The sequence below is a fragment of the Neobacillus sp. PS3-12 genome, assembly GCF_030915385.1.
Taxonomy (GTDB): Bacteria; Bacillota; Bacilli; order Bacillales; family Cytobacillaceae; genus JAEVLT01.
In genome coordinates, this window is sequence record NZ_CP133268.1 from 1,845,528 (window position 1) to 1,866,435 (window position 20,908).

Genomic DNA, 20,908 nt, shown 5'->3' on the forward strand with positions numbered 1-20,908 from the left:
TTTTATCACTTCTCCTTATACTTTTTAATATAATTTAAATGTGAGTGATGAAGAACATGCAATCATTAAAAAAAGCACCCAATCTATATATCCTTTTTGTTTCAGTACTTGGCAGCTTTTCCTTTTTATCTTCTAGCGACCTTCGATCAATCACTACTTTCAACATCTCTATTTTATGCGCACTAGTTGTCGCAAATTTGATTTTAAACTATTTTTTAATTCCTGTTCCGCCTAATGGGAACAGTCTTTCCATGGATTCTGTTATCTATTTAACCAGCATTTTCTTATTTGGAACCCATTTTGCATTGTATGCATTACTTATTCATTCGATTATGAATACCATTCTCCTTTATAGGACGAAATGGTGGAAGCATATCTTTAATTTTTCGAATTACACCCTGATGATCGTTATTTCCAGTTTTGTTTTTACTTTTTTCGGCGGGAAAACGGGTTCTATTAGTCCCTCCCACCTTGTTCCCTATATTCTTTCTTTAACTGTTTACTTTTTGATCAATTCATCTTTGATTGGCATCTATTTCCTGCTGGCCGAAAGAGAAAGCCTCTATGTTCTTCTTAAAGAGTTAATCAAAGATAAAACTTTTATATTCAGTTATATTAATATCTTCTTGTTAACGTTTGTGTTAAGTATTCTATTACAAAATGTCGGTTTCTTTGGATTGATCCTTTTTGTCTGCATTGCGCTATTACTGTCCATTGCCTTTACCCAGCATTTTGAGCAATATCAAGAGATTTATGCGAAAGCCAACAAAGATTTTCTAACCGGCTTGAATAATCATGGCTACTTTAAAGAACTTCTGGAAAAAGCAGTGGCAGACTTTAAATGCCACGACGAGCCACTTTGTGTCGGGATTATTGATATCGATGATTTTAAAAAATATAATGATATTTATGGGCATATACAAGGAGATCATTTGCTTCAGGAATTTGGGAATCTATTAAAAACAGAGACTGAAGCCAAAAACTATACCGTTGCCCGCTATGGCGGTGAAGAATTTTCTTTCATGATGCCAAATACCAATCGAAATCAAGCATTTGCTTTTTTGGACGAGCTAAGAAAGAAAGCAAATGATACTTATATTAATGGGGTTGAAGGTCTCCCCTATGGCTGTTTGTCTTTTTCCGCAGGGGTTGCCGAGTGTGAAAAAGAGACGTACAGCATTTCCGAACTATTGAACAAAGCCGACCAAGCTTTATATGTGGCAAAAAATCAAGGGAAAAACTTAGTGAAGATCTTTAACAGTCTTTTAGACTATGGGGTAAAAAAATCCCTTTCGATCGAAAAAGAACTTGATGAAGTGGAACAGCAGCTGAAAATTTTCCTTTCGAAGGATGTTTATACATATCGGCACAGTAAGAGGGTGTACCAATATGCGGTCGATTTTTCCCGTCAGCTTGCTTTAAGCGAGCATGAACGAAAAACCCTTATACTCGGAGCACTAGTTCATGACATTGGAAAAATTGAAATCCCACGGGATATCCTTAATAAAAAAGGGAAACTTGATCCTGTTGAATGGGATATCATGAAAAAACATGTTACTTGGGGTAAGGAAATTATCTCTACCAACAAAAAGCTGGAAGAAGTCATTCCGCTTGTTGAACTCCATCATGAACGTTTTGATGGAAAAGGCTATCCATATGGACTAAAGGGAAAAACGATACCAAAGTTATCGCGGATTCTCAGCGTGGTAGATTCATTCGATGCGATGACAACAGAGCGCCCTTATAAAAAAACGAAAACAGTTACCGAAGCCATTGCTGAATTACGGGCATGTTCCGGCAAGCAGTTTGATCCACAATATGTCGAGCCATTCATTGGGATGATTGAAAAATTAGATAATACAGAGGAATTCGTAACGAAAACAACCGTTCATTCCTAGTGTAAAGCATGTCTTTCAAATGAAGGCATGCTTTTTTCTTTGAAAAGGACCCACTCTAAACAACCAGAATTTTCTCATTAGTATGACGTACTTCACATCTGATTTTTTTCTAATAATTTAAAATGTTAGAAAAGACGAAACTGGGTGAAAATATGTCATTAGTAATGAACACGTCAGAGGTGAAAGTGCTGTTCGATACCTTAACTGCTCATGGTGTCGAAATTGTATTTGGGAGCAATGAAAAGGAGCTATTGGATTGTGCGGTAGAGTCGGAGCTCCGTATATTCCAATTAAAACACGAACAAGGTGCCGTTCATGCGGCCGACGGATTTGCTCGTGTCACTGGAAAACCGGGAGTCGTTATTTTAACAACGGCTTCAGGAGTAGCAAACGGAATTACAGGGATGGCAACAGCATACAGTGACTCTGTTCCGCTTGTCATCATTGCTGGACCGCTCGTTGAAAAAGCCAGCAACCCTTCCTTTCAGGAATTTGATACCGCTGGAGTAACTATGCCCATTACCAAGCATGTTTTTTATGTTAATCATGCTAGTGAACTTGAAGCCGTTATTGGTCCTGCACTTTCAATTGCTGCCAGCGGAAGGCCAGGACCCGTGTTGATTGAGTTTACCCCTGATACGATTAAACGCCGTCCTGTCAGTCTTGGTCCCCGACACGGAAAAGACAGCAAGCCGAAAAAAGTGCAAAAGTTGATCGATTTAGCATCACAATATATTGAGTCGGCACATAAACCTGTATTTTTTATTGGCGGCGGAACAATTATTTCAGAAGCAACCGAGCTTTTAACGGAGGTTGCTCAGCAAGCAAAGATTCCAGTGGTCAGCTCATTGATGGGGATTGGCGCCTTTCAAGCTTCAGACCCGCTTTTTTTAGGAATGTTAGGAATGCATGGAACATTTGCTGCCAACAAGGCGGTCCATCAATGCGATCTATTAATTAGTATTGGGGTACGATTTAGCGATCGGACAACCGGAAAAGTAAACAGCTTTTCTCCTAAATCCAAGAAAATTCATGTGGATATCGATTCAGCTGAAATTAACAAAATTATTAAAGTTGACTTGCCAATCGTGAGTGATGCGAAAGAGTTTCTCAGTGGCATGAAAGCCCAATTAAATTTTGAACAAATTCGCTCCAATACGGAAAGCTGGGTAAATGAGGTGACCCATCTAAAACGAACTGTTCCCCGTTTTGAAAAATCGAACAGTATCCTTAGCCCACAAACGGTTATTCGCTTGCTTGACCAGTTTTCCGAGGATGATACGATCGTTGTTACAGATGTTGGACAGCATCAAATGTGGACCGCCAACCATTATAAATTTACTAGGCCTCGCACCCTGATCACTTCAGGAGGACTAGGAACAATGGGCTATGGATTACCTGCTGCCATCGGTGCAGCGAGTGCGGCCCCAGCAAAACAGGTCATTCTTGTTTCTGGTGACGGCAGCTTCCAAATGAATCTTCAAGAGCTCATTACTGCAGTTGCCTACAAACTTCCACTCAAAATCGCAATTATGAATAATGGCTATCTCGGCATGGTCCGCCAATGGCAGGAGATGTTTCATCAAAAACGTTACTCTGCTGTAAAAATATCTTCGCCAAACTTTGCGAAACTTGCGGAAAGCTATGGTGCAGTTGGTCTGAAAGCACGGACAGAGCAAGAGGCCAGGCAAATCATAGAGGCCGCCTTTAGTCAGCCTGGCCCGGTTATTATGGAGTTTGATGTAATGGAAGAAGAAAACGTCTTTCCGATTGTTCCTCCGAACCAGGGTAATGATCAATTACTTCTATCCCATTCAAAAAACAGCTGATAGAATCCATCAGCTGTTTTTCTTCCACTGTTAATAATTTGTTCATAATTTTCATTTATTCTATAATGAAAAGAACGATAACACTGCTGGGAGTTACAATTATGGTACAAAGTCCTACCACCGTAAAAATGAATCAAACACAAAAACGAAAAAAGATCCTTTTGGTTATTTTTTGGGGATTGATCTTATCTTTAAATACATGGACAGACAACTTGGATAAGATGTTGGAATTTCGGTCGATTGGGTTTCGCTGGGTCACATCGCCGAATTTTCGGTCATTTTTTTATGTTTACGATATCACAAGAGTCCATCATGATTTTATCATTGTAAAGCTTGGCCATTTCTTCGGTTTTGCGATCATGGATTTTCTTATTTTCCAGCTGCTAAATAAACATAAAGAATCCATTCTTGTCTCCATCACGTTTGCTTTTTTCACCGAATTCTTTCAGCTATTTTTTGGCAGAGATGGACGGCTTTACGATCTGATTATCGATACTTTAGGCGTATTGATGGTCTATCTCATTATGACCGTTCGTAAAGCTCGATCGGTAATCCATCTGGATCAGCAAAAAAGGTAAACCTTCGTTCGGTAAACGGATCCAAACGAATGGGTTCAACATCAAGTCCATGCCCTAATAAATCCTCAACGGCTGCATCAATATCATCTACCTCAAATGCTAAGTGTCTTAATCCAGCTGCCTCCGGGTAGCTGGGACGTTTTGGGGGATTGAGAAACGAGAACAATTCAATTTGATAATCTCCGTTCACCTGAAGGTCTAGTTTATAGGAGTCTCTTTCCTGACGAAAAACCTCTCGTATTGGATTCAGTCCCAGGATTCGCACATAAAAATCCTTCGACTTTTCATAGTCAGAACAAATAATTGCGATATGGTGAATTTTATTCAGCTTCATCTTGGATAGCCTTCTTTCTATTGTTAAAAATAAAAAACCCTGGAAAATCTCCAGGATTGATTGGTATAAGTTTCTACTCACATTTTATATACTGCATTCCATTTTGTAAAATAATTCAAGAACCTTGCTTTGATGATACAATGCCTTGATTTTAGATTTCGATTTCAGTTCTTCACTAAGACAATCCTCAAGTAATAATTCATGATGTCGCTGCTGAAACAGGTGCCAATAAAAACTTACTTTCACGAACTTTAACTTTAACACAAGTTTCCCTCCTTTGGTTACATAAATCGCAGGAGTCGTATTCGGTAACTGGCTGGCATTGTTGAGTAACATTAGCCCCTTAAGTTTTGCGTCACTATTTTTCAATAGCTTTGCCTTTTCGAACGATTTATGTGTGTCTATCTATTATATAGGACTATTTTTTCTAGGTAAAGTATGGAATCTGAATTTTTTTAATAGTGTTGCATATAGAGCAAAAAAGCCCTTGCCTTTTTATTAAAGACAAGAGCTATCTATTTAGTATGTTTGTTGCTGATGCCATTTCCAGGCACTTGCGATAATCGTTTCTAAATCCCGTTCTGCTTTCCAGCCAAGTTCAGAAAAGATTTTTTGAGAGGAAGCCACAAGTCTTGCTGGATCGCCTTCACGCCTTGGCGCGATCTCAACGGTTGCCTTCCTGCCTGTTACTTTTTCACAAGTTTCAATTACTTCTTTTACTGAATAACCGAGGCCATTTCCTAGATTATAGATTTCCGTCGATTTTTTCTCGGAGAGTAATGCTTCAACTGCAAGGATATGAGCATTGGCTAAATCCGTTACATGAATGTAATCTCGAACGCATGTACCATCTGGTGTATCATAATCTGACCCAAACACAGAAACCTTTTTGCGCTTGCCAACAAGATGCTGCAGGACAATCGGAATTAGATGTGTTTCAGGATCATGGCTTTCACCAATTTCAGCAGTATGATAAGCTCCTGCCGCATTAAAATAACGAAGAACAACATAATTCAAACCGTAAGCTTTGGAAAAATCCGCTAAGATACGTTCAACCATTAATTTGGATTGACCATAAGGATTAATCGGCGCTGTTGGGCATGTTTCATCAATGATTTCCACATTTGGAATTCCATATGTAGCAGCTGTTGAAGAAAAAATAAAGTTTTTGACGTCATGCTTCAACATCATTTTTAATAATGTCAAAGTAGAAGCTACATTGTTTTGATAGTACTTTAACGGATCGACGACAGATTCACCAACAAGACTATTCGCCGCAAAATGCATAACAGCCTTAATCGGATAACTTGAAAAGATCATTTGCAGATCTTCTTCATCGCCTAAATTACCTTTTACAAAAATAGCCCTGCTGTCAACCGCTTCTCGATGACCAGTCGATAGATTATCAAGTACGATGACATCTTCCTTTTTAACTAATTCCTTCACAAGGTGACTGCCGATATAGCCGGCACCGCCAACAACAAGAATCATGTTCATTTCCCCTTATGTTAAATTTCACATGAAAGAATCATACCTATACCTACATAATATATCTTCTCCCCCCTTGTCCGAGGAATCAGCTTACGTAGCATAGAATGGTTCAAGAATAAACATCAACCCTCACATTTTACCACAAAACAACAAAAAAAGAGAGCTATGACCATTTACGTTATAAAACGCCTATAAAGCTTCTATCTTTTTTTGCATTAATGAAAAAATATCAAAAATAGTCAGAATTTATCGAAGACAATAAGTTCACACTGTTTAGCTAGTACGATTCACTAAGTTTACTAGTATTCTTAGAGAGGTGGTTGACATGCCATTACTGCATATGAAAGAGATCTTTACCCCCTCAAATTCTTTGGTATTAAATTATTTAAAACCTTTGAAGGGGAAACCTATATTAAAATTGGCAATAAACCTCGAAAAAAACTTTTCTATTGAACTAAGATTTTCCAAAGGGCTCTCCAGACCTATCCTCATCACCTCCCCCTTTCTCTCCAATGTTTGTATCCTTCTGTTCATCTTTTTCTCTCTCTTGTCGTTTTAAAAGAAACTCCTTTCATTTTGGGTTTCATAGTTTAAATATTTAGATGCTTAGTAAAATTAATTTTTCACTAAATATGTCTAAATATTGTGAATAGATATTTTACTATATTATTATTTACAAATAATTTGAAAAGTTGTAATCTTTTTTTTATAGGGGGGATGAAAAAGGGGTTTTTTAATCAAAACTATTAATATTCCATAATAGTTCTAAATGTATTGAAGGTTCGTGAAAAAGAAAAATAATGTAAGCCCTTTCAAAAAGTAAGGAAATGCAATTTTAACTTTTCTTTATTTATTTTTTTATTTAAGAAGTTTCAAAAAGCAAAAAAGATTATAAATCCTTTCACACCACTGTAAAGCTTTCTAGTTAACTATAATCTTGTAAGCCCTTTCACAAACTTTTTCAACATTTTCATTAATTACAAGTTAATAAATTTATTCAGTTCGTCATGATTTATTTAGTTTCGTACATTTGAATTTATTTTACTTTATCGAAGTTCTCAACGAGTATTTGGTTCAAATCTATAAAACTAGTAAGGCTAGGTCCATAGAAAAAGATAAATACATTTCCCCGTTTTAGAGGGGAATTAGACAAGAAGAAATGAAATAGGGGAAAAGCAACAATCAGTAACATCGGGGATTTTTAATTACCAAGGGGGAGATTGTAATGCGGGGAAACTATCGTTATAAAATCATGATGATGATGGTCGTTATCACCATCATCAACTACATCGACCGTGGAGCCATTTCATACGGACAAGGATCCATTATTAAGGAATTTGGTTTTGACCCAATCGCTTGGGGAGCAGTACTTGGGTACTTTGGATACGGATATATTTTCGGTTCTCTATTAGGGGGAATTATGTCCGACAAAAAAGGACCAAAATTTGTATGGATTACCATTGGGATTGCTTGGTCCATTTTCGTTATGGCCACTGCCATCGCAGGTAATGTAGGGCAGGCATTCTTTGGCGGATCAGCTATTGCAGGATTTGCAATGGTTCGTATTTTGTTTGGATTTTCTGAAGGTCCAATGTTCTCAACAATCAATAAAACAAACGCCAACTGGGCAGCTCCAAAAGAGCGCGGTATTGCTGCATCTGTTGGACTCTTAGGAACTCCATTAGGACAATTGCTAACTGCTCCTATTGCTGTTGCATTATTATCTTTCACAAGCTGGAAAACAGTATTCGTTGTTCTTGGAGCTCTAGGTATTATCTGGGTTATCTTCTGGGCCAAAATGTTTAAAGACATGCCTGAACAACACTCGAAGGTTTCTAAAGATGAACTTGCAAGAATTCGTTCTACTGAAGGCTTATTGGCAAATGAAACGATTGTTACAAAAGAAGAACAAAGTGTTAAATGGTATGAATTCTTTAAAAACCCTACAATGGTTTTCAACGCAATCGGTTATTTTGCATTCCAATATGTTAACTTCCTATTGCTGACTTGGACACCAAAATACTTACAGGATCAATTCCACTTCCAATTATCTTCTCTATGGTATTTAGGAATGATTCCTTGGGTCGGTGCAGTATTTACCGTATTACTTGGCGGTAAAATTTCTGACGCTCTTCGTGCAAAAACAGGAAGCTTACGCATTGCCCGTTCTGGTCTTGCTGTTGTTTCCTTATTATTAACAGCTGCATGCTTCTTGATGATTCCAACTCAGCATTCCGTTGCAGGTGTTCTGACATTTATGGCAATTGGTAACGCCTTTAACTTCTTGCCTAACTCTGTTTATTGGACAGTTGTTGTAGATACAGAACCACGCCGTGCAGGAACTTACGGTGGAATCACTCATTTCATTACGAATATTGCAACTGTAGTTGCTCCAACATTAACTGGATATTTAGTTGTTACTTATCATGGTTATTCTGCTATGTTCGTTGCAGCAGCGATTGCCGCTGTTATCGGTATGATTGCTATGATGTTTGTTAAACCAGGAGTCAGAGCCGCAAAAGTTTCTTCTTCATCACGTAAGGTGGCAAACTAAATGGATTTAGTCACGACATCTAGACTCATCAGAAATAAAGAACTTTCACCCGTTGAGCTTGTTAACAATGCCTTGCATCAAATATCTGTAAAGAACTCGGAAGTGAATGCGTTCATTACTGTATGCGAGGACGAAGCTCTAGAATCTGCGAAAACCTTGGAACAGGAAATGCTGGACGGAAATCTGCGGGGTCCCTTGCATGGTATTCCTATTGCGGCAAAGGATTTAATTTTCACAAAAAACATCCGCACGACGATGGGTTCAAAACTATACGAATCTTTTGTTCCAGATAAAGATGCAGCAGTGATTGAACGGCTAAAAGGTGCAGGTGCCATCATTATTGGAAAAACCAATACACATGAATTTGCTTATGGACCAATAGGCGATCGCTCTTATTTTGGACCATGCCGAAATCCACATCAATTAGAAAAAATCTCCGGCGGCTCCAGCAGCGGTTCTGCTGCTGCTGTTGCTGCTGGGATGGTGAGCGGTGCGATCGGTACCGACACTGGCGGATCGATTCGCATCCCTTCCTCTGCCTGCGGGGCAGTCGGGGTGAAACCTACATTTGGTCTAGTTAGTAAAAGAGGCGTCTTTGATTTAGCTTATACCCTTGACCATGTTGGGCCGATTACCGCCAACATCTCAGATAATGCTTTATTGTTGAATACAATTGCTGGCTATGATGAAGGCGATCCTTATTCATTGAAATCGAATGTGGTTGATTATTCCCGTTTGATCGGACAGAATATTCAAGGTAAGGTGATTGGAATCCCTTCTTATTACTTCGAAAATATTGACGAAGAAGTTTCAGCTGCGATAGCGAACTGTTTGAATGTATTTGAACGGTTAGGGGTAGTGCTGAAAAAAGTTGATATTCGCTGTATGAAAAGAATTGCAAGCCTGCAAGTTGTAACCATTCAAGCTGAAGCCGCGGCTGTACATACAAATACGATCCAGTATCACCGTGGTGAAGTGGATGAAGAAGTTTATGAACGACTGGTGCAGAGCCAGAACGTAAAGGGCTATGAATATGTGTTGGCCCAGGTAGAAAGAAAAGGTTTAATCACTGAATTCAATCAAGTATTTTCTGAGGTTGATATATTGGTGACACCAACACTGCCAATTCTTCCAACCAATATCGGCCAGCGTGACGTAGTTGTCAATGGACAAGTGGAAGCTGTTCGGCATGCTTTGTTGCGTTTAACCTCTCCAACAGACTTTACCGGCAATCCATCCATATCGTTGCCGTGCGGTTTTTCAAAAAGCGGATTACCCATCGGAGTCCAGTTGATTGCTATGCATGGTAATGAAGACAAACTTTATCAATTTGGCTACGCACTGGAACAAAGTTTATAAAGAATATGGGTCCTTAGGGCCCATATTTTTTTGCCTTTTCATATGGGATATGGCCTTACGAGGACACACACTATGATGCCACTTCTCTCCTTTTTTTCATAAGATCCGGCATCATACGGGCTCTATGATGCCGCTTCTCCTCCCTTTTTCATAAGATCCGGCATCATACGGGCTCTATGGTGCCGCTTCTCTACTCTTTTTCATAAGATCCGGCATCATAACGGGCTCGATTATCCTTCATTCGTTCCATCCTTTTCTTCTCTCTAGCACAGCCTTAACAATAAGGATACCTAATTATAAATCATTAAAGATGGGCATATGCCTACTCTTCCTATAGAAACAATACATACACTGTTTTTGAAAAAGAAGAGGAGGAATGTTAAATGTTTGCTGGTGGAATGGGTGTTGGTTATCCAGGAGCAGGAGTTATGGGATACGGTGCAGGAGTCCCTGGACCGGTTGGAATGGGTGTTGGTTATCCAGGAATGGGGCATGGCATGGGATTCCCTGGTGGTTACGGCGGTTATCCGGGCTATGGCGGTGTCACTGGCTTCGCAGGTCACCCAGGTTATGGCTATAGCGGCGCCACTGGCTTTGGTGGATTCCCTGGCCATGCAGGAGTAGGAATGGGCTATGGGGGCTTCCCAATGGGAATGGGCGGCTGTGGCTGTGGTGGCGGCGGTTGCGGTTGTTAACCCCCTTTACATGAAACTAAATAAAAAAATTGGAAGACGAACCATTCGTCTTCCAATTTTTACTTATGATGATTTTCTTGCCAGAAGATAGAGTTGGTTATTAACGGGACCAAGTTTCACACCATTTTGGACATTGGATAAAAGGACAACATAAGTGTTTCCGTTTTTACTAAAACTGTTTAGACAGTTCCAACCTGGGAGCACACCGTGGTCAGAATAGCTTCCAGGGTCGCTGTACAAGCCAAGCGCGTAATTATGCTGGAATGGTGTAAAAAACTGCTTAAGACTTTTTTCTGACATCAGTTTTCCAGTATAGAGAGCATGGTCAAACAGGTACATATCGTAGGCCGTTGTGTATACATCTCCACAGCCAAACAACTGAGACATGTCAGGAAGGGAAGGAGATATCATGGTACCGTCCTTTACCTTGTATCCCTTAGAAGGAAACGGTTCCTCGTTAAATGTTGTGCCGAATCCTGAGTGGTCCATTCCAGCAACATCAAAAACATGCTTTTTTACATACGTATCAAGCGGAACCTTTGTGACCTTTTCTAAAATATAGGCTAAAATGGCATAGTTAGAATCACTATACAGCCAATTTGTACCAGGCTGGAATTTTAACGGCTTTTTTTCAATCTTCTTCATTAAATCCTCATGGGATATTTTCTCTGCCGTTTCTGAGTGTTCTGGAATTCCTGATGTATGTGTTAATAAATGATATAACGTAATTTGATTTCCATTCGGGAAGTCTGGGATGTATTTTGACAACGGATCATTTATATTTAATTTTCCCTGTTCCTGCAGCTGCATGATTGAAGTGGAAATAAATACTTTCGTAATCGATCCAATATAGTGTACCGTTTGCGGGTTATTCGGTATCTTTTTCTCAAGATCAGCATAGCCAAAGCCTTTATTTAAAAGAACCTTATTGTCTTTTACAACTATGGCAGTACCAGTAAAATTAATGCTTTTGAGGTAATCATAGATGGCAGGGTTATTATTAGCCTCTTCCCATTTAGAATTCATTTTTTTCATAGATGGATTTGCTTTTGAAGTAGCGTGCACGCTAATGTGGGAAACAGCTTTAGCATTTTTAGAAATATGATTGAAGTAACCGATGACAAAGGTGGTGAGTGCAGCTACAATTATAATCAAAACAAAGGAAAGGCGTTTCAATTCTTTTTCTCGCCGCAATTTATTTAGTTTTAAACGAATATCCGCCATGTATTGTGTCACCTTTCAAAAATTAAATCACTCAAACATAGTATAAAACATTAGGATACTAGATAGCTATATAAAAATGACCAATTTTTCAGGAAGTAAAAGACAAAAAAACGGAGACTCTTTTTCTCTCCGTTTTCGTAAATGATTATGCATCGTGTTTAAGTAAACAATCTCTTTCCCATTCATCATATTGCTTGGAGGCTGTCCAGCTTAGCCATGAAACCAAGACTTTTAAATGATTTGAACTAACATACCAGAATTCCCAACGATGTTTTCCAGAGTTTTGATAGATCCCTGTTCTGTTTACATTTCGCATTGAACACACTCCTTTTTGATGTAAAATATCCTCGGCCAAGAAGGCACCTAATTCAAACCATCTTCATTTTTGCTTTATATAGTAGTGTAGATTACTGATAATTATAAATATTCTACAAACTAATTCAAACTCCTTCTTTATCTCTCAATATTTTTCCGAAAGTGAATAATAATTTTTACATAATATGTTATTCATAAAAAGTTATTTGTGAATCTTTGAACATACTTAACACAAATTTCAACCCCTTATATTGACTGTGTTTTTAACATTTAATGAACATTTTGTGTCATTTTTCACAATTAATTGAATCTTATATTTAAATAGTATAAGATAATCATAGAAAACGCTTACATAGAATCAGCCTCAAAACATTCACTACATAGGGGGATTAGTAAGTATGGCAATTATTTCGCAAAGTGCATTTTTTAATCCATCAGTAAATCTATTTGGTCAAGGCACTGTCAATGAAGTTGGTACAAGATTAGCAGGCCTTGGCGTAACAAAAGCTCTATTAGTTTCAGATGAAGGTTTAAATGCTTTAGGGGTAGTCGATCAAGTTGCTGGTATTATTCGCGAAGCAGGCGTTGAAGTAGCAATTTTCGCAAAAGCAGAACCAAACCCCACTGATAAGAACGTTGCAGACGGATTAGAATTTTATTTTGCTGAAAATTGTAATGGCATAGTTACTCTTGGCGGGGGAAGTTCTCATGACTGTGGTAAAGGAATTGGTTTAGTTGCCGCAAACGGAGGCACTATTCATGATTACGAAGGCATTGATAAATCTGCTAAGCCAATGGTTCCAACAGTTGCGATTAACACTACTGCAGGTACCGGAAGTGAAGTAACAAGATTTACGATCATTACAAACACTTCTATAAAAGTAAAAATGGCAATCGTTGATAAACACGTTACACCAACTGTTTCCATTAACGATCCATTATTAATGGTAAAAATGCCTCCTTCTTTAACAGCTGCAACTGGTATGGATGCACTTACACATGCAGTAGAGGCTTATGTTTCAACAGCTGCTACTCCAATTACAGATGCTCTTGCCATCCAAGCAATCAAGATTATTCCTGAATTCTTACCTAAAGCAGTTGCTAACGGTGAAGATATTGAAGCAAGGGAAATGATGGTATTCGCACAAAGCTTAGCTGGTATGGCATTCAATAACGCTTCTTTAGGATATGTTCACGCTATTGCCCACCAATTCGGCGGATTCTACAACTACCCACACGGCGTATGTAATGCAATCTTACTGCCACATGTCTGTAAATTTAACTTAATTTCCCAAGAGCAAAAATTTGCTGATATCGCTGTTGCATTAGGCGAAAACGTTGAAGGACTTAGCGTTCGTGAAGCAGCTGAAAAAGGGATCAGAAAGATCGAGCAAATGTCCAAAGATCTTGGCATTCCTGTCGGATTCAAAGGAATGGGTGCGAAAGAGGAAGACATCCCAACACTTGCTGAAAATGCAATGAAGGATGCTTGTGCTGCTACAAACCCTCGTAAAGCTAAATTACAAGAAATTATCGGAATTATTCAAGGAGCTCTGTAATTTATTATAAAATAATTAATTAAAATTAATAAAAAGTACCTTATAGATACACTTTAGAAATCTTCTATAAGGTACTTTTTTATTACCAAGAAAAAAAGGACTAATATTGAAGAACAATCAAATCGTAATCATTTAACCTTAAATCATCTATTTCATATTTCAAAATTAATAAGGCATTTTGAAAAAATAAAAGCCGGATTCTTATTGAATACCAGCTTTGTGCGATAATAATCTTTTCATCCTATTATTCTACGTTTCTATGGTGTTCCGACATTTGTAAATAAGAAATGTTTAGCTCATCTGTTAACAGAATAATTATCATATCGAATAGAATCAAAAGTGACTGTTCGAATAAGTTACCCATTGGTTGTATAGATGGTACTACGTTATCCTTACCCTTATATACACAAGCCGGAATCCAAAGAACGACATCAGCCAATTTCGGTGTCTTTCTATCTGGTGTACCTGTCACCACTGCTATAGTTACTTTTGCACTTTTTGCCATTTCCGCCACATAGTGGAGATGTCCAATCTCTCCTGAACCCGATGTTAAAATAAGGAGATCACCTTTTTGTAAATTTGGCGTAGTGTCATCCCAAATCCAATGAACTTCCTTTCCCATGTGCATTAATCTCATTGCAAAAGCTCTAGTGGCTAATCCCTCTCTACCAACGCCAACACAAAATATTCTATTTGCTTTTTTTACGCTGTCCATAAATGATCGTACTGAATGCTGTTCTACGCGCAATAGAACTTCATTAAGTTCCTTTAGAATTTTATTCGATAATTCTTCAAAGCTCATATTATCCCTCTTTATCTAGTTTTTCTGGCTAAACTTTTATCGATAATAAAGTTTACAATTAGAACAATTAAAAGCATACTACCCCATAAAAGGTTTTTTGCATAAGGAGTAACTTGCCAGAAGGTAAACGCACTTTGTAAAATCTGTAGAATAAAAATACCAAGTACAACACCAGTGACCCTACCTCGACCACCGTTCGGATTTACTCCACCCAAAACAGCTACAAGTAATGCTTGAAGTAAAAAAGTATCACCATAACCTACCTTGGCAGAGTTTACACTCGATATCATAATGATAGAAGCAATTCCAGAAAGTAATCCACAAAAAGAATAAACTTTGATAATTAATGATTCGTTGTTAATAGCTGTAAATCGAGTTGCAACATTATTTTCACCGTAAAGGTATACCTTTTTTCCAAAGGATGTTTTAGAAAGAATAATCCCAACAATAACTGTTATAACTATAAACGCAATGAAAATATAAGGTACTCTTGAAACCGTTCCAATCGAAATATTAAGAAATCCATCAGGAAAGCCTACAATTCCCTGCCCATCAGTGATTGCCATTCCGATTCCCGAATAGAATAACATAGTTCCTAGTGTTGCAATGATTGGCGGAACAGACAGCTTAGCAATAAGAAATCCATTAATTAACCCCAATAAAGTTGAAATAACCAGTATTGCTACGATTGCAATGATAATGAGCAAATTTGGTGAAAGACTACTGTGGTGCCCAAATACCGCCCCTGTTAAGATAAATCCTCCAAAGATACCAGATAAATTGGCATTTGAAATAATCGAAAGATCAATACCTCCTGTTAGCATCGATAGCATCATGGCAAGCGCTAGAAAGCCAAAGGCAGGTATCTGGTAAGCCATTGAAGTAAGGTTATTTACCGAAAAAATTTTCGGGCTTAATGAAAGTTGCAAAAAGATTATAATCGCTATCGCCAAAATTACCAAAACAGTAAGGTTAATATCACTGCTAAAATATTTTTTTAACCCAAAGTCTTTCTTAATACCTTTTTCAATCCCAATATCTTTATTTCGTTCCTTTCCTACTTCAATCATATCTGGCACCTCACTATTCAGCAAAAACTAAATTTCTGCGATTTTTTTGTCGCTCTTGGTAAGAAGTAACAATTACACTTGCTAAAAGGATTATACCGACAAAAAACTTGTTCCACGAGGAAGAAAGGCCAATAAAAACCAAAGTTGAATTTAGCAAATAAACTAAAACCACTCCTAAAAATGTTCCTAATATCGTACCTTGCCCACCAGTTAATTTTGCCCCCCAATTACTACCGCAGCAATAATTGTTAATTCTGAACCTACTAATGAAATTGGATTTACTGCATTAACCTGTGCAACATAAATGATCCCCATGACACCAGACAAAAAGCCTATAAACGAAAATACAAAAAGTCTGATTAGTAATGGACGGAATCCAGCTCTTATAGCTGATTCTTCACTATTTCCTAATGCAAAAACGCCTCTTCCTATCATTGTACGATACAAGATAAACCATGTTATAAACATAATAAGAATTACAGGAATTACAAACATTGAAATACCTACAGGAGTGTGATCTTTCCCCGTCATTTGAAATAAGTAAGCTTCACCAAATTGAGTAAGTACTTTCGGCATAGATGTTGCCCCAATATTCTGTGTACCTATAAAAGTAGTCATAATACCATAAAATACTGCAGAAGTACCAAGGGTAACAATTAGAGTTTGAAGTTTAAAGAAATGAACAATTAAAGCATTAATAAGACCTAAAACTACCCCTATACCACAAGATATTACAAAGGCCACAAATAAGTTATCTATTCCGGTTGAGATTAAGATACGTGTAACTGTATATCCTCCAAATATCGCGATTGCAGTAAAGGAAACATCGATTCCTCCTGATATGAGCATCACCAAGACTCCCATTCCTAAAATCATTGTCCCAGAAGATGCACGAAACATATCAAATAGAGTTTCAAAACTTAGAAACGCTGGATTGATGATACCTACAACGATACAGTACAATACAATAATTGCTGCCAGGTATTTTTCAGTTAGGGTAAAATTCTTCCGTTTCATAAGCTTACCTCCTCTTTTTGAGTTTCATCACTATTTACGACACTTTCCAATTCTTTTCTAAATGATGGGGAGTTAATTTCTTCATCATCAAAATGGGAAACAATCCTTCCCTCTCTCATTACAAGAACTTTATTGCAATTTGCCCTTATTTCTTCATATTCGTCTGAAATGAGTATTACTGCCATACCTTCTTTTGCAAAATTGTGGATTTGTTCATATATCTCTGCTTTAGCCCCAACATCCACCCCAACCGTTGGTGTATCTAATATGAATAATTTGGGGTTTGTAACCATCCACTTCGCAATTACTGTTTTTTGTTGGTTTCCTCCTGAAAGAGCTTTAACAGGTAGGTCAACCGATGGTGTACGAATTCCAAAACGTTTAACATTTTCTTTGGCGATAATTTTTCTTGCTTTAACATCTACAGTGCCAAACTTCGTTTTCAATTTATCCACTTTTGCCGAAGAAATATTTTCATTTATGCTTTTGTCAAGAAACAGACCTTGTGTAGAACGATCTTCTGGTAATAAAGCAATCCCAATATTGACCGCATCTTGTGGGCTATCGATTTTAACAGTCTTTCCGTAAAACTTTATAGAACCGGAGTCATATCGATTAAGTCCAAACAAGGATAATGCTAGTTCTGTACGCCCTGAACCTAGGAGGCCAGTTATTCCAACAATATCCCCTTTTCGAACAGAAAAGTTAATATCTTCAAAATTGTTCTTTCTTGTTAAACCTTCAACCTCTATTATCGGTTCATCTTTTTGTTGAATACGTTTATACCGAGGATATTCAACATCCCTGCCTGTCATATGGTAAACAAGAGTCTTTTCATCTAGTGAACTACTTGCATAATCACCGACTTTTTTACCATCACGGAAGATCGTAATATTGTCTGAAACCTTAAAAACTTCATCAAGTTTGTGACTAATAAATACAATAGATAATCCTTTTGCTTTTAGATCCGTAACAATGGATAGAAGTCTTTCAACTTCTTTATTTGTCAATGCTGTAGTAGGTTCATCCATAAACAGAATCTTTGCATCCAGACTAAGCGCACGGCAAATAGCGACAAGTTGACGGTTTGCAATAGATAGCTCTCCAACAGTTTTATTTAGATCAATTGATTCACCTATAATTTCAAGTTGTTCTTTGGCCATTTTATATGTTTTTTTCCAGTCTACAAATCGGTTTCTCTCCGCAACCAACGGTTCATAACAATATTTTCAGCAACTGTCATATGGGTAAATAGGGATAGGTCCTGATAGATTACTTGAATACCTTCATTAATTGCACTAAGAGTGTTAAGTTTCCGAAAATGTTTACCATTTATACTAATTTTTCCTGAATCAGGTGTTATGACACCTGCAACAGTTTTTACAAAAGTAGACTTACCACAACCATTTTCTCCTGCTAAACAGCGAATTTCCCCCCTACCAATTGAAACACTAACATTATCTAGCGCCTTTATTCCCCCATAGGTTTTGGTAATATTTTCCGCAAGTAGAATTGGATTATTCATGTTGTTTAAAAGCCCCCCAAACTTATAACAAGGCTACTTGATACCAAACCTAACATCAAATAGCCTTGCATATTTTAAATATTTTCTAATTCAAAAAGTCTATTAGATTAAAACTTGTAATTATCTACATTATCCTTTGTAAATTCAACAGGAGCATTACCGATGATTAATTTCCCATTAACGGTACTCTTTTCATAACCAGGTTTCTTCAAATCTACAGTTCCAGAAAGTTTTTCTCCATTAAGAATCTTATAAGCTATCAAAGCTGTTACATAACCAGCATCAGCAGGTCTCCAAGCTTGGGCATAATCCATAATTCCGTTCTTTATGTACCCAGCAGACATAGATGGTAAAGCTAAGCTTGATAATGCAACATCATTTCTATTTTTATCTTGTAGTGCTTGTGCAACCCCGGCCCCAGATGCTGCCATATCAAAGAGGCCTTTAATATCGGGATGTGCTTTTAAAATTTCAATTGTTTTGTCGTACGCAACTTTGTTATCATTTAAATCCTCATAAGGTTTTGGATCGATCATTTCCATCTTAGGATATTTTTTCTTAATATAATCAAGACCTGCTTGATACCACTGCATATGTGTTGTCATTGTTAAACCGCCGACAAAACCAGTAAATTTCCCTTCGTAGTTCATGGACTTAGCAAGCCCTTCGAAGAATCTTACACCAAAGTCTTTGTTATTGAATGCTTCCATGTCATAGTCGACATCCTTAGAAATATCAGATGCTTCATGTGTTACTACCACAATTCCTGCTGCCTTTGCCTTTTTAAGAACTGGGTCAAGTGACTTTGGATCATTAGGTACTGCTAGGATAGCGTCTACTCCCTGAGCAATAAGATCTTCTACCATTTGAGCTTGTTTTGCAGGGTCTCCACCTTCTGGGGCAATTTGATATGCGTTTACATTATAATCTTTAGCAAATTGCTTAATCCCAACTCTCATATCGTCAAACCAAGAGATTCCTTCATGTTTTGCAACCATAACAATAGTAAACTTTTTCTTTTTTCCGTCTGCACTTGCAGTTGTTTTCTTGGATGCACCTGAACAACCAACTATACCCAACATAAGCATCACAACTAGAAAAACAATGAGGGATTTTTTCATAAATTTTCCTCCTGATGAATTTGTTTTTAAATTCTTTGCTTAATTAAGATCAGTACCTCCATCGTTAAGGATAGCGCTTTCAAATTTCATAGGAATTTTAAACCATATTCAGCTAAACTTACCAATAGGGTGTTTTGAAATTTCTTACAGTCACTAGAATTGTTCTAATTAAGAGTTTGACTAACGTAGAAATTAGTTTACTTTCCACATACCCCCTATTAAAAAATATTCTCATAATGAAATCATAGTTTTTAAACTTTTCGAATAAATAGATTTTCTATATTTATTTTATTGTTTACGCTCATTATTTGTCAATCCTTATTTTATTTTATTGTTTTATTTTGTTTTTAATCTATATCTAATAGATAATGAAAATTAATGATAAATAACAATAACTTCTTTTTATTGTTTCCTGTTTTAGAGCTCTATAAAGTTTTTATTTTGGGAAAAAATAATTCCCACCTAAAAAAATCCTTTTCTAGGATTCTTATTTAAGTGGGAATAATAATATTTTTTACTTAGCAGTATATTGCAGGCATCTGGAGAATCCAAATGCATAGAGGTTAAGTTACAAAAAAACTCTCCTCTCTCTTCATGAAATCCATACTACATATTTGAATCTAATAATCACTCATTCATTAAATGCAGCTTTAAACACTCTAACATCCCAATCTCTTATTTTTTCCATAAAATGGTTATCTATTTCCGTGTCAGTTATAATAATATCAATTTGATCCATTGAAGCAAATGAAGCAATGGAGTTTTTATTGATTTTCGTGTGATCTAATAATGCTATAACGCGATTTGACGCCTTTACCATTTCTTTTTTGAGCTCTACCTCATATACACTAAAATCAGTTAATCCAGATTCAATAGAAAACCCATTAGCTGAAGTAAACATCAGATCGATATTTATTTTTTTCAAGATATCGACTCCTAGGTTACCTTCCAAAGAAAAAGAGCCTCTTTTGACAATTCCCCCTAGCAGGATAACTGTTATGTCAGGATGCTCGTTTAATTCAAGGGCGGTGTTAATTCCACTTGTCACTACTGTTAACCTAAGAGACATATCCTTTAAAATACGGGCTAGTTCTAATGCAGTAGAACTTGCATCTAACAAAATACACATGCCACTTGTTATAAATTCAGAAGCCTTTTTTGCAATTGCTGATTTTTCACTTTTATTTTTTCTTTGTCTCATATCAAAACTTGTATCAAAATCTGTGTTTGAATCTGGAAGAATTGCACCCCCATGTGTTCTTTTAAGAAGGCCCTCTTCTTCCATTTTGGCAAGATCAGTTCTTAAAGTTGCCTCTGACACCCTAATTTCCTTAGAAAGCTCTTTAATAATAACCCTTTTTTGTTCGTTTAGTTTTCCCATTATCATATTTCTTCGTTCTGGAGCAAACATTTTTCCCATTGTATTCCTCCTTTTTTAATTTTATTCAAATTATTAACAAATTAAGTTCAACTCAATAATAAACATCAATAAACACAACAATTTATATAGACCTTATTAGAACTTTAAGGGTAGAAA

Annotated in this window: 19 protein-coding genes and 1 riboswitch; of the genes, 7 read left to right on the forward strand and 12 right to left on the reverse strand. The window is 37.1% G+C overall.

Annotation, left to right across the window (positions count from 1 at the left end):
* The first annotated feature begins 56 nt into the window (after positions 1 to 56).
* The 3 genes from RCG17_RS09485 (at position 57) to RCG17_RS09495 (ending at position 4,305) form a co-directional block, all read left to right on the forward strand.
* Entirely contained in the window at positions 57 to 1,898 is a 1,842-nt protein-coding gene (locus tag RCG17_RS09485; RefSeq protein ID WP_308174927.1) for a bifunctional diguanylate cyclase/phosphohydrolase, read from the forward strand.
* A gap of 152 nt (positions 1,899 to 2,050) precedes the next feature.
* Positions 2,051 to 3,727, forward strand: a complete 1,677-nt coding sequence (gene ilvB, locus RCG17_RS09490) for a biosynthetic-type acetolactate synthase large subunit (protein ID WP_308174928.1) — start codon at positions 2,051 to 2,053, stop codon at positions 3,725 to 3,727.
* A 101-nt stretch (positions 3,728 to 3,828) separates the two neighbouring features.
* Complete coding sequence (locus RCG17_RS09495) at positions 3,829 to 4,305, forward strand: VanZ family protein (RefSeq protein WP_308174929.1); 477 nt, start codon at positions 3,829 to 3,831, stop codon at positions 4,303 to 4,305.
* On the opposite strand, the gene RCG17_RS09500 is transcribed toward RCG17_RS09495, so the two are convergent.
* The 3 genes from RCG17_RS09500 to galE all read right to left on the reverse strand — a co-directional run bounded on the left by RCG17_RS09500 (position 4,250) and on the right by galE (position 6,130).
* Complete coding sequence (locus RCG17_RS09500) at positions 4,250 to 4,639, reverse strand: SMU1112c/YaeR family gloxylase I-like metalloprotein (protein ID WP_308174930.1); 390 nt, start codon at positions 4,637 to 4,639, stop codon at positions 4,250 to 4,252. The two genes, RCG17_RS09495 and RCG17_RS09500, sit on opposite strands and share 56 nt — an antisense overlap.
* Positions 4,640 to 4,723: 84 nt before the next feature.
* Positions 4,724 to 4,903 carry a hypothetical protein gene (locus tag RCG17_RS09505; RefSeq protein ID WP_308174931.1) on the reverse strand — a complete coding sequence of 60 codons (180 nt, stop codon included), beginning with the start codon at positions 4,901 to 4,903 and terminating at the stop codon, positions 4,724 to 4,726.
* A 40-nt stretch (positions 4,904 to 4,943) separates the two neighbouring features.
* Positions 4,944 to 5,028: riboswitch (cyclic di-GMP riboswitch) on the reverse strand.
* 130 nt (positions 5,029 to 5,158) lie between these two features.
* Positions 5,159 to 6,130, reverse strand: coding sequence for a UDP-glucose 4-epimerase GalE (gene galE, locus RCG17_RS09510; RefSeq protein WP_308174932.1), 972 nt, complete (start codon positions 6,128 to 6,130; stop codon positions 5,159 to 5,161).
* A gap of 1,225 nt (positions 6,131 to 7,355) precedes the next feature.
* Between galE and RCG17_RS09515 the strand changes: the two genes are divergently transcribed.
* The 3 genes from RCG17_RS09515 to RCG17_RS09525 all read left to right on the forward strand — a co-directional run bounded on the left by RCG17_RS09515 (position 7,356) and on the right by RCG17_RS09525 (position 10,738).
* Positions 7,356 to 8,684: an MFS transporter gene (locus RCG17_RS09515; protein WP_308174933.1), complete on the forward strand. Its 1,329-nt coding sequence runs from the start codon at positions 7,356 to 7,358 to the stop codon at positions 8,682 to 8,684.
* Positions 8,685 to 10,043, forward strand: coding sequence for an amidase (locus RCG17_RS09520; RefSeq protein WP_308174934.1), 1,359 nt, complete (start codon positions 8,685 to 8,687; stop codon positions 10,041 to 10,043).
* 383 nt (positions 10,044 to 10,426) lie between these two features.
* Positions 10,427 to 10,738 (forward strand): spore coat protein, encoded by a 312-nt coding sequence (locus RCG17_RS09525; RefSeq protein ID WP_308174935.1) that lies wholly within the window; start codon positions 10,427 to 10,429, stop codon positions 10,736 to 10,738.
* 63 nt (positions 10,739 to 10,801) lie between these two features.
* Here RCG17_RS09525 and RCG17_RS09530 read toward each other — a convergent pair whose 3' ends face one another.
* Both RCG17_RS09530 and RCG17_RS09535 read right to left on the reverse strand, forming a co-directional pair.
* Positions 10,802 to 11,962, reverse strand: a complete 1,161-nt coding sequence (locus RCG17_RS09530) for a serine hydrolase domain-containing protein (protein ID WP_308174936.1) — start codon at positions 11,960 to 11,962, stop codon at positions 10,802 to 10,804.
* A 145-nt stretch (positions 11,963 to 12,107) separates the two neighbouring features.
* Positions 12,108 to 12,278, reverse strand: a complete 171-nt coding sequence (locus tag RCG17_RS09535) for a hypothetical protein (protein ID WP_308174937.1) — start codon at positions 12,276 to 12,278, stop codon at positions 12,108 to 12,110.
* Between the two features lie 397 nt (positions 12,279 to 12,675).
* Between RCG17_RS09535 and RCG17_RS09540 the strand changes: the two genes are divergently transcribed.
* Positions 12,676 to 13,836, forward strand: coding sequence for an iron-containing alcohol dehydrogenase (locus RCG17_RS09540; protein ID WP_308174938.1), 1,161 nt, complete (start codon positions 12,676 to 12,678; stop codon positions 13,834 to 13,836).
* A 244-nt stretch (positions 13,837 to 14,080) separates the two neighbouring features.
* Here RCG17_RS09540 and hxlB read toward each other — a convergent pair whose 3' ends face one another.
* The 7 genes from hxlB to RCG17_RS09575 form a co-directional block, all read right to left on the reverse strand.
* Positions 14,081 to 14,638 carry a 6-phospho-3-hexuloisomerase gene (hxlB, locus tag RCG17_RS09545; RefSeq protein ID WP_308174939.1) on the reverse strand — a complete coding sequence of 186 codons (558 nt, stop codon included), beginning with the start codon at positions 14,636 to 14,638 and terminating at the stop codon, positions 14,081 to 14,083.
* An 11-nt stretch (positions 14,639 to 14,649) separates the two neighbouring features.
* Positions 14,650 to 15,708: an ABC transporter permease gene (locus RCG17_RS09550; protein ID WP_308174940.1), complete on the reverse strand. Its 1,059-nt coding sequence runs from the start codon at positions 15,706 to 15,708 to the stop codon at positions 14,650 to 14,652.
* 210 nt (positions 15,709 to 15,918) lie between these two features.
* Positions 15,919 to 16,725, reverse strand: a complete 807-nt coding sequence (locus RCG17_RS09555; protein WP_308174941.1) for an ABC transporter permease — start codon at positions 16,723 to 16,725, stop codon at positions 15,919 to 15,921.
* Positions 16,722 to 17,888 (reverse strand): sugar ABC transporter ATP-binding protein, encoded by a 1,167-nt coding sequence (locus RCG17_RS09560; protein WP_308174942.1) that lies wholly within the window; start codon positions 17,886 to 17,888, stop codon positions 16,722 to 16,724. Before RCG17_RS09560 ends, RCG17_RS09555 begins: the two co-directional genes overlap by 4 nt.
* Before the next feature lie 20 nt (positions 17,889 to 17,908).
* A complete protein-coding gene (locus tag RCG17_RS09565; RefSeq protein ID WP_308174943.1) occupies positions 17,909 to 18,250 on the reverse strand; it encodes an ATP-binding cassette domain-containing protein in 342 nt (113 codons plus the stop codon).
* 107 nt (positions 18,251 to 18,357) lie between these two features.
* Complete coding sequence (locus RCG17_RS09570) at positions 18,358 to 19,371, reverse strand: autoinducer 2 ABC transporter substrate-binding protein (RefSeq protein ID WP_308174944.1); 1,014 nt, start codon at positions 19,369 to 19,371, stop codon at positions 18,358 to 18,360.
* A 631-nt stretch (positions 19,372 to 20,002) separates the two neighbouring features.
* Positions 20,003 to 20,791, reverse strand: a complete 789-nt coding sequence (locus RCG17_RS09575) for a DeoR/GlpR family DNA-binding transcription regulator (protein WP_308174945.1) — start codon at positions 20,789 to 20,791, stop codon at positions 20,003 to 20,005.
* Positions 20,792 to 20,908 lie beyond the last annotated feature (117 nt).